The sequence below is a fragment of the Streptomyces sp. adm13(2018) genome (genome assembly GCF_008042145.1).
Taxonomy (GTDB): domain Bacteria; phylum Actinomycetota; class Actinomycetes; order Streptomycetales; family Streptomycetaceae; genus Streptomyces.
Genome location: NZ_RDBH01000100.1, coordinates 7,783 through 15,616, shown reverse-complemented (window position 1 = coordinate 15,616; position 7,834 = coordinate 7,783). Strand labels below are relative to the sequence as shown.

Annotated in this window: 7 protein-coding genes and 1 pseudogene; 2 read left to right on the top strand and 6 right to left on the bottom strand. The window is 71.0% G+C overall.

Annotation, left to right across the window (positions count from 1 at the left end; genetic code table 11):
• The 6 genes and pseudogenes from EAO70_RS09190 to EAO70_RS09165 form a co-directional block, all read right to left on the bottom strand.
• Positions 1-335 (bottom strand): annotated as a pseudogene (locus EAO70_RS09190) (ATP/GTP-binding protein); the annotation flags it as partial.
• A 140-nt stretch (positions 336-475) separates the two neighbouring features.
• Positions 476-1,621, bottom strand: a complete 1,146-nt coding sequence (gene dgoD / locus EAO70_RS09185) for a galactonate dehydratase (RefSeq protein ID WP_148002513.1) — start codon at positions 1,619-1,621, stop codon at positions 476-478.
• Complete coding sequence (locus tag EAO70_RS09180; RefSeq protein ID WP_148002512.1) at positions 1,618-2,370, bottom strand: SDR family NAD(P)-dependent oxidoreductase; 753 nt, start codon at positions 2,368-2,370, stop codon at positions 1,618-1,620. Before EAO70_RS09180 ends, dgoD begins: the two co-directional genes overlap by 4 nt.
• Before the next feature lie 46 nt (positions 2,371-2,416).
• Positions 2,417-3,358, bottom strand: coding sequence for a sugar kinase (locus EAO70_RS09175; protein ID WP_148002511.1), 942 nt, complete (start codon positions 3,356-3,358; stop codon positions 2,417-2,419).
• Positions 3,355-3,993 (bottom strand): bifunctional 4-hydroxy-2-oxoglutarate aldolase/2-dehydro-3-deoxy-phosphogluconate aldolase, encoded by a 639-nt coding sequence (locus EAO70_RS09170; RefSeq protein ID WP_148002510.1) that lies wholly within the window; start codon positions 3,991-3,993, stop codon positions 3,355-3,357. Before EAO70_RS09170 ends, EAO70_RS09175 begins: the two co-directional genes overlap by 4 nt.
• Entirely contained in the window at positions 3,990-4,910 is a 921-nt protein-coding gene (locus tag EAO70_RS09165) for an SMP-30/gluconolactonase/LRE family protein (RefSeq protein ID WP_148002509.1), read from the bottom strand. Before EAO70_RS09165 ends, EAO70_RS09170 begins: the two co-directional genes overlap by 4 nt.
• Positions 4,911-5,032: 122 nt before the next feature.
• Between EAO70_RS09165 and EAO70_RS09160 the strand changes: the two genes are divergently transcribed.
• On the top strand, positions 5,033-6,292 hold the full coding sequence (locus EAO70_RS09160) for an ROK family protein (protein ID WP_148002508.1): 1,260 nt from the start codon (positions 5,033-5,035) through the stop codon (positions 6,290-6,292).
• A gap of 459 nt (positions 6,293-6,751) precedes the next feature.
• Positions 6,752-7,807, top strand: a complete 1,056-nt coding sequence (locus tag EAO70_RS09155) for a substrate-binding domain-containing protein (protein ID WP_148002507.1) — start codon at positions 6,752-6,754, stop codon at positions 7,805-7,807.
• Positions 7,808-7,834: the final 27 nt, after the last annotated feature.

Below are 7,834 nucleotides of genomic sequence, written 5' to 3'. Positions count from 1 at the left end.
GTGTTGTTCGGCGAGGTGGTCGAGTTGTACTGCGTCGAGGGCGGCTTTGGTGATGCCTTCGGTGCCGTCGCTGATGGCGGCTTGGCGGATCAGTCTGGTGAGGGATCCGCTGCGGCCGGCGGTGCGCTGGTGGAGGTAGGTGACGTGCCGGGGGAGGGGGCCGGTTCAGCGCTGCGGGTGCCGGTGAAGAGGGGTGTGTCGGTGACGTTGATGCCGGCGTAGACGAACATGGCGGGGAGGCGTTCGGTGAGGTCTTTGATGAGGTCGGCGGTTGGGGCGTCGGTGGTGGTGCGGGGGTTGAGGCGGTGGATCTCGTCGATGAGGACGAGTTGGATGCGCCAGGGCAGCGCAAGGCTGTCGTACGGAGAGTAGGACGCCACCTGGGTGGTGAGGACGGCGTCCGCGTGGGCCGCGGCCGGCGACGGCCACGGGTCGGTGAAGACGATGGCCTTCCCACGCCGTTCGCGGGTCTTCGTCACCACTCCGCGAAGGAGCCGTCCTTGTGACGCCAGACCGGGTTGCGCCAGCGGTGGCCGGTCTCGGCGGCCCGCTCCACGGCCTTCGCGTCGACCTCGATGCCGAGGCCGGGTGCGGTGAGGAGGGCGACGTGCCCGTCCTCGTAGCGGAAGGCGGAGGGGTCGACGAGGTAGTCGAGGAGGTCGGAGCCGGTGTTGTAGTGGATGCCGAGGCTCTGCTCCTGGATGAGCAGGTTGGGCGTGGCGAAGCCGACCTGGAGGCAGGAGGCGAGGGCGATGGGCCCGAGGGGGCAGTGCGGGGCGAGGGAGACGTCGTACGCCTCCGCCATGGCGGCGATCCGGCGGGTCTCGGAGATCCCGCCCGCGTGGGAGAGGTCGGGCTGGGCGACGGCGATGCCCTGGCCGAGGACCTTCTTGAAGTCCCAGCGGGAGTAGAGGCGTTCGCCGGTGGCGATGGGGATGGAGGTGGAACGGACGATCTCGCCGATGTGGTCGCTCATCTCGGGGACGACCGGCTCCTCCACGAAGAAGGGGAAGTACGGCTCCAGGAGCGGGAGCACGCGCCGGGCCATGGGGAGGGTCAGCCGCCCGTGGAAGTCGACCGCGATGTCGAAGGAGTCGCCCACCGCCTCCCGGATGCTCGCGACCCGTTCGACGATGCCGTGCACCGCGACGGGGGTGTCGATGAACTCCAGTTGCGGTGAGGCGTTCATCTTGATGGCGGTGAAGCCCTCGGATCTCCTGGCGAGCGCCTGCTCCACGACGTCCTCGGGGCGGTCGCCGCCGATCCAGCTGTACACGCGGACGCGGTCGCGGACGTGGCCGCCGAGGAGCTGCCAGACGGGAACGCCGAGGGCCTTGCCCTTGATGTCCCACAGGGCCTGGTCGATGCCGGCGACGGCGCTGGAGAGGACTGGGCCGCCCCGGTAGAAGCCGCCCTTGGTGAGGACCTGCCAGTGGTCCTCGATCCGCATCGGGTCCTGCCCGACCAGGTAGTCGGAGAGTTCGTCGACGGCGGCGGCGACGGTGTGGGCGCGGCCCTCGACGACGGGCTCGCCCCAGCCGGTGACGCCCTCGTCGGTGTCGATCCGCAGGAAGCACCAGCGGGGGGCGACGAGGTAGGTGCGCAGAGAGGTGATCTTCACTTCGAATCCTTCTTGACCGACCAGCCGCCGTCGACGACGAGTTCGGTACCGGTGATGTAGGCGGCGTCTGACGACGCGAGGAAGGCCACCGCGGAGGCGACCTCGTCCGCGGCGCCGAGACGGCGCAGCGCGGTGGCGTCCGCGGAGAGCCGTCGGTCCTCCTCGGAGACGGTGTCCCACACCTCGGTGAGGATGGGGCCGGGAAGGACGGAGTTGAACCGAACGTCGGGGCCGTACTCGACGGCGAGCTGGCGCATCAGCGCGCACGCCCCGCCCTTGGACGCCGCGTACGCGGGGTATCCGGGCAGACCGAAGTGGGCGTGCACGCTGGACGTGGCGACGAACGCGCCGTTCGTCTGCCGCAGGTCGTCCAGGAAGGTACGGGCGGCGAGGAACAGCGCCTTGAGGTTGACGGCGAGTTCACGGTCCCACCCGTAGCCGTCCAGATCCTGTGCTGCGGCGTCACGGTGCATGAAGGCGTTGCTGTGCAGGATGCCGACCAGGCCGGGGACGGCTCGGGTCTGCTCACGCAGCCGCAGCCAGTCCGTCTCCGAGGAGACGTCGCAGTGGACGTAGAGTGCGGAGCCGCCGGACCGGCGGATTCCGTCGGCGACTCCCTCTCCGGCGTCATCGGCGATGTCGGCCAGGACGACCGTGGCGCCCTCGGACGCCAGTCGGCGCGCGCTGGCCGCGCCGATGCCGGAGGCGGCGCCGGTCACGACCGCGGTGGTGCCAGCGAAGCGTTGCATGGGGTGGTCCTTTCTGGTTCTGGACCGGGGCGGACGGGTGGCACCGTCAGCGCCGGATGTCGTCTCCTGTGAGGAGGGAGCTCTCCGTGCGGTGGGGGAGCCCCTCCCAGTCGCCGGGGACGGATACGGAGAACGCGCCGCATATCGCGGCGGTACGCAGCCTCTCGGCCGGGTCGGCTCCGTCCAGGAGGCCCGACAGGTATCCGGCGACGAAGGAGTCGCCGGCTCCGATGGGGTCGACTGCGGTGACCGGGACGGCTGCCTGGACGAAGACCTCGTCGTCGACGAGGGCGAGGGCGCCGTCGGCGCCGAGCTTGATCACGCACTGCCGTGGGCCGAGCTCCGCGAGTGCCCGGGCGGTCGGGGCGGCGCCCGCCGTCTCCACCAGCAGCCCGGCCTCGTCGAGACCGGCGAAGACGATGTCCGCCTCCTGCGCGAGTGGTCGGAGGACAGCCGTGGCCTCTGCGGGAGACCACAGCATGCTGCGGTAGTTGACGTCGAGCGAGACGGTGGTCCCGGCGGTCCGGGCGACGGCCACGGCGTGGCGGACCGCTTCCAGTGGGCCGGGTCCCAACGCCGGCGTGATGCCGGTGACGTGCAGGACGCCGGCGCCGGCGATGAGGTCGGGGTCGATGTCCTCGGGGCGCAGGCCGGCTCCGGCCTGGCCCTTGCGGTAGTAGGAGGCCAGGATGTGGTCGGAGGTGCGGCGCTGGCGGAGCATCAGGCCGGTGGGCAAGGAGGGGTCGACGCGCACGTGGGTGGTGTCGACGCCCTCGGCGCGCAGGGCGGTGAGGATCATCGTCGCCGCTGCGTCCGCGCCGACGACGCCGGTCCAGGCGGCGCGGTGGCCCTGGCGGCAGACGCCGATGGCCACGGTCGCCTCGGCCCCGGCGAACGACAGGCGAGCGGTCGCTCCGGGGAAGAGGGGACCCGCTTCCCTGAGGGAGACGGCGAGCATGGCCTCTCCCAGAGTCACGAGACCTGTCATCGCCGGGCTCCTGCGAGGGACGAAACGAGGCGGGCGGCGCGCTCGCGCAGGGCGTCGAGTTCGCCGCCCTCGCACGCGTCGCCCACGAGGGGGCCGCCCATGCCGACGGCCTGGGCGCCGGCCGCGAGGTAGGCGGGCGCCTCCTCGACCGATATGCCCCCGGTGGGCACGAGGGGCACGTGGGGCAGCGGGGCCCGGAGAGCGCGGACGTAGGCGGGACCGCCGGTGAAGGAGGCCGGGAAGAGCTTGACCATCGCGGCGCCCTCCTGCCAGGCGCCGAGCACCTCGGTCGGGGTGACGGCTCCCGGGACGACCGGTACTCCGAGGTGGCGGGCCTCCCTGATGACGTCGGCGGAGACGGCGGGGGTGATGAGATAGCGGGCGCCGGCGGCGACGGCCTGCTCGGCCTGTCGGGGCGTGGTGACCGTGCCGGCCCCCAGGGCGAGACCGTCGGGGAGGTCCTGGGCGAACTCCCTCAACACGTCCAGGACGCCCGGGGTCGTGAGGGTGAACTCAACGGCCCGCACGCCTTGTGCGCACAGGACTTCGGCGACTTCCGGGAAGCGGGCGGCGGAACCGGATCGGAGGATTGCCACCACAGGAGTCGCGGCGAGGGCGGTCGTGAGCGAGGTCATGGGGCGTGCTCCGTCGTGAGGTCTTCGTACAGGTGCGGGGTCTGGCCGACGGCGCCGGGCCGGCAGACGAAGAGGCGTCCGGCGTCCCGCTGCGTGCGCAGTTGGTCCGGGGCGAGTTCCTCCCGCGCTGTGGTGATCACGAGGACGTCCAGAGCGGGGCCGGCGAAGACGCAGTTGGAGACGTGCGACGTGGGAACCTCGATCACCGTGAGGAGGGCCCCGTCCGGGGCGAAGGCACGGACCTCGCCGGCACCCCAGACCGCCACCCAGACGTTTCCGCGGGCGTCGACGGTCAGCCCGTCGGGCACACCGCGGTCGAGACGTGCGAAGGGCCGGCGGTTCGAGGGGGTACCCGTGAGGAGGTCGTAGTCGTACACGTCCACCCGGCGGGTGGGGCTGTCGGCGTAGTAGAGAAGCCGGCCGCCGGGGCTCCACCCCAGACCGTTGGAGATCGTGACCGGATCGACGACGGGAGTGAGGCCGGTCCGGTCGAGGCGGTAGAGGGTCCCCGCGCCGGGGTCGGCGCTCAGTGCCATGGTTCCGGCGAAGAGCCGGCCCAAGGGGTCGCAGGCGGCGTCGTTGAACCGCCGCCGGACGTGGTCGGTGCCGTTCGGCAGCGTGGCGATCGTCGCGATCCCCTCCGGCCCCACGTCGAGGATCGAGGTGTCGGCCGCGGCGAGCAGCGCGCCGTTCCAGGAGGGAAGGACGGCGCCCACGGTGACGCCGAGGTCGAGGGAGTCGCGGACGGCGATGTCCGGCAGATCGCTGTCGTCGCCCCGCTGCGTGAGGATCCCGCGGTGGACGAGTCCGGCGGTGATGTCGACCCAGAGGAGTTCTTGCGAGCGGTGGTCCCAGACCGGGCCCTCGGAAAGTCGTCCGGGGGCGGGTGCGCAGGGCAGCGCTGTTGTTCGGTGCATGTGAGGAGTCCCTTCCACTGCGAAAGCTAACGGTTCCTCTAACTGTTGTAAATAGTGGATGGAGTACATTGTGCAAGCGTTGGAGGAAGGCCGCCAGGGTGTGGCCCCAGAGAGGGCGGGCCGTGGCCAACCGCAGTGCGCAGGACATCAGACGCCTCAATCGATTCGAGGTGCTGCGCCGGTTCCACGCCTCCGGCGGGCCTCGGACGCGGCAGGACCTGGCCTCCGAAACGGCACTCTCGTTCGCGACCGTCTCCAATCTCACCGCCGAGCTGATCGGCGAGGGCGTACTGGTCGAGGCGGGACACGCGCAGTCCGGCGGTGGTCGCCCGCGTGCGCTGCTCACCCTCAACGCGGAACGGGGCACCCTGGTCGGCGTGGACGTCGGCGAGACCTCCGTCCGCACCGAACTGTTCGACCTGGCGCTCGGGAAGATGGCCGTCGACGAGAGGCCCGTCACCCCCGAGGACGTGACCCCCGATCAGATCGCCGATCTGATCGAGGCGGGCGTGGGCGCCGTCCTCGCTGCCGCGGAGTCCCCCCGCTCCCGTGTCCTGGGGGTCGGCATCAGTCTCCCCGGGCTCGTCGAGCGGGAGCGAGGCGTCTCGACCTACTCCCCCTACTGGGCCTGGCGGGACGTGCCGATGCGGGACCGCCTGGCCGAGCGCCTTGAGCTCCCGGTCCACCTGGACAACCCGCTCAAGGCCAGCGCCCTTGCCGAGATGTGGTTCGGCGCCGGTCGGGACGTCGACAACCTCGTCGTCGTCATGCTCCGCTCCGGAGTCGGGGCCGGCCTCGCCCTGGACGGCACGCTCTACCGCGGTGCCACGAACAGCGCGGGCGAGTGGGGGCACAGCTGCCTGGTCTTCGAGGGCCGACGGTGCCGCTGCGGCAACCTCGGCTGCGTCGAGGCGTACGTGGGTACCGCGGGCCTCACCGAGACCCTCCGTTCGCTGGCCCCCGACGACCCCCTGCTCGCCGATGCCGACGGGGTCGCGGCGTCGCTGCTCACCGGGCTCGCCGCCCGGGCGGCCGAGAGTGATCCGATCGCTCTCGCGGTGATCAGTCGGACCGCGGCCTATCTGGGGGCGGCGCTCGGCAACCTGGTGAACCTCCTCAACCCCGAGACTCTCGTCCTCGGAGACCAAGTGGCCGCGCACCTCGGCGAACGTCTCCTCGCCGAGACGAGGGCGGCTCTGGCCGGCCACGCCCTCGCCCAGCCTCTCCGCGCCGTCAGGCTTCGGCTCAGCTCGTTGCCGCACGACGCGGTGAGCCGGGGCGCGGCCGCCCTGGCCTTCGAGGGTTTCCTCAACGACCGTGAGGTCTTCGGCCCGGTGAGCCGCACCCGTGGGGTCAAAGCCCGCGCCGAGGGGCGTGGGTGACGGGCAGGTTTCCGGCCGCTTTCGCTGACGCCGCCCCGCGTCGGCGGGGCGTGCCCCAGCCTCCGGCTTGAGAGGCAAGACCCGCCCCGTACCGAGAGGCCGAACAAACAAATTTCAACACCTTGATGGTGAACGCAGTGCGCCCCGGCCCCTGAGCAAGTGGCCGGCAGTGCGCCATCGCCCTCCGCGTGGGCCCTGATAACAGAGCAGTATCGATCCCGGAGGCGTGGACTCGCATGTTGACTTTTGGTGGGGTCAGCGCTTTTCTGTGGTGTGTCTAGTTGATTAATGGTGCACTGCGGTGACTTCAACACTTCTGAAGTGCCCCAGTCGCTCACTCGCATGCCGTCCGCCCAGACCGGAACCGTCGTTCCCTTCTCCTCGCGGCGACCTCTGCGACACCACCTGATCCACGCCGCACCGGTCGGCCGCCCGCGGTCGCCAGGCAAGGGGAATGACATGTTCACGGAATACCATCGGCGTCCGATCGCGGCGGCCGCACTGGGGATGGCCACCGTCCTCGTGCTTGCCTCCTGCTCCAGCGGCCAGCAGACGTCGGGCCCGGAAGGCGACGGGGAGGCCGCCAAGGTCGACGGCCGAATCTCTCTGACGTACCTCCAGAAGCAGGGCGACCAGGAGTACTTCGTCGGAGAGGCTGCCGGTGCCAAGGCCAAGGCGGACGAACTCGGCATCGACCTGAAGGTCGTCAACCTCGGTACCGATGCCAACAAGACCGTCAGCGAGGCGCAGTCGGCGACCTCGCAGAAGAGCAACGGCCTCATCGTCGTCGTCCCCGACCCGGCCGTCGGCCCCCAGGTCGCCCAGATCGCCAAGGACGCCAAGGTCGCCCTGCTCACCTCCGACGATCAGATCTGCACGACCGGACCGGACCCGTCCTCGTGTCCCCCCGACGCCCTCGTTCCCCGGATCGGCTTCAGCGGTGCCCAGATGGGCGGCGAGGTCGGCAAGCGCGCCGCCGCCGAGTTCAAGAAGGCCGGCTGGAACGCCGCGGAGACCCGCACCATCTCCGCCTGGAAGCAGGACGTGACCGTCTGCACCGACCGCGTCAAGGCGGCCAAGGACGCCTTCGCCGCCGGGGCCGGCGCCACGGTGCAGAACATCGACGTCCCCACGGACAACAGCCCCACCGGCGCACAGGACAAGATCGCGGCCACCGTCACCGCCAACCCGGACGTCAAGCACTGGGTGGTCTGGGGCTGCAACGACGAGAACGTCCAAGGCGGGGTGACCGCGCTGGAGAACGCCGGCTTCAAGGCCGACGACGTCATCGGCGTGGGCCTCGGCGCCTACCTCGCCTGCAAGAACTGGAGCTCGGGCAAGCCGTCCGGCATGAAGGCCGCCCTGTTCATCAACGGCGAGGACGTCGGCGCCCTGGCCGTGCAGACCATGTACGACAAGCTCAAGAACGGCAAGGAGTTCCCGAAGGAGGCCTTCGCCCCGACCACCATGGTCGACGCCGCCACCTGGAAGTCCGCCGGAGTCACCTGCGGCTGAGCGCCGCCCCCCGACGCCGGTGCGGCG